Source organism: Herbiconiux daphne, assembly GCF_024979295.1.
GTDB classification, from domain to species: domain Bacteria; phylum Actinomycetota; class Actinomycetes; order Actinomycetales; family Microbacteriaceae; genus Herbiconiux; species Herbiconiux daphnes.
The window spans coordinates 1-551 of record NZ_JANLCJ010000702.1; the positions used below are offsets into that span (position 1 = coordinate 1).

Consider the following 551-nt stretch of genomic DNA (forward strand, 5'->3'; position numbering starts at 1 on the left):
ATAGCGGCAATCTCTGTTGCCTGGGCAAGCTGGGCGGCTGCAAAAAGTTTCTGATCTTCAGCCAGGGATTTCATAGTTAATTTTGTTGTCATGTATAACACTCCTTGTTTTTATGCCAATTGGCATAGGTACGGCTTCCAGCCGTTGACGGAAAATAAACCCCGACTAACGCGCATATCGGCGTTAGCTTTTACGGGGTTATCTTTTAAAAAATTATGCTTTTTGTTTCCATTCGCCTGTTTTCAACCAATGGAACCATTTAGCGGCTACCTTTGGCGATTTGGCTATAGTCATTTCTTGAACCATCATATTAATAACGTGATTCGGATCTAGATCGTATTCAGTACAATATTTTTCGATTTCTGCGCTTTGTCTTTCGCCTAATTTAATAATCATTATTCAGCCTTTTCTATTTCGAGGGTAGTATAAAGGTGGAATCTATCAAACTGACTTAACATCACATCCAATGAACCTCTTATGTACTCCTGATCGTTCCAGCTTCTACCAACACTGAGTTGATGAGTTATCGCTGATACAGCGCAACTACAAGC

The 551-nt window shown here is 40.3% G+C and carries 1 protein-coding gene; it reads right to left on the bottom strand.

Annotated features, from left to right (window positions below; all coding sequences use genetic code 11):
• Positions 1-213 precede the first annotated feature (213 nt).
• Entirely contained in the window at positions 214-396 is a 183-nt protein-coding gene (locus N1032_RS27250) for a hypothetical protein (protein ID WP_259543829.1), read from the bottom strand.
• Positions 397-551: the final 155 nt, after the last annotated feature.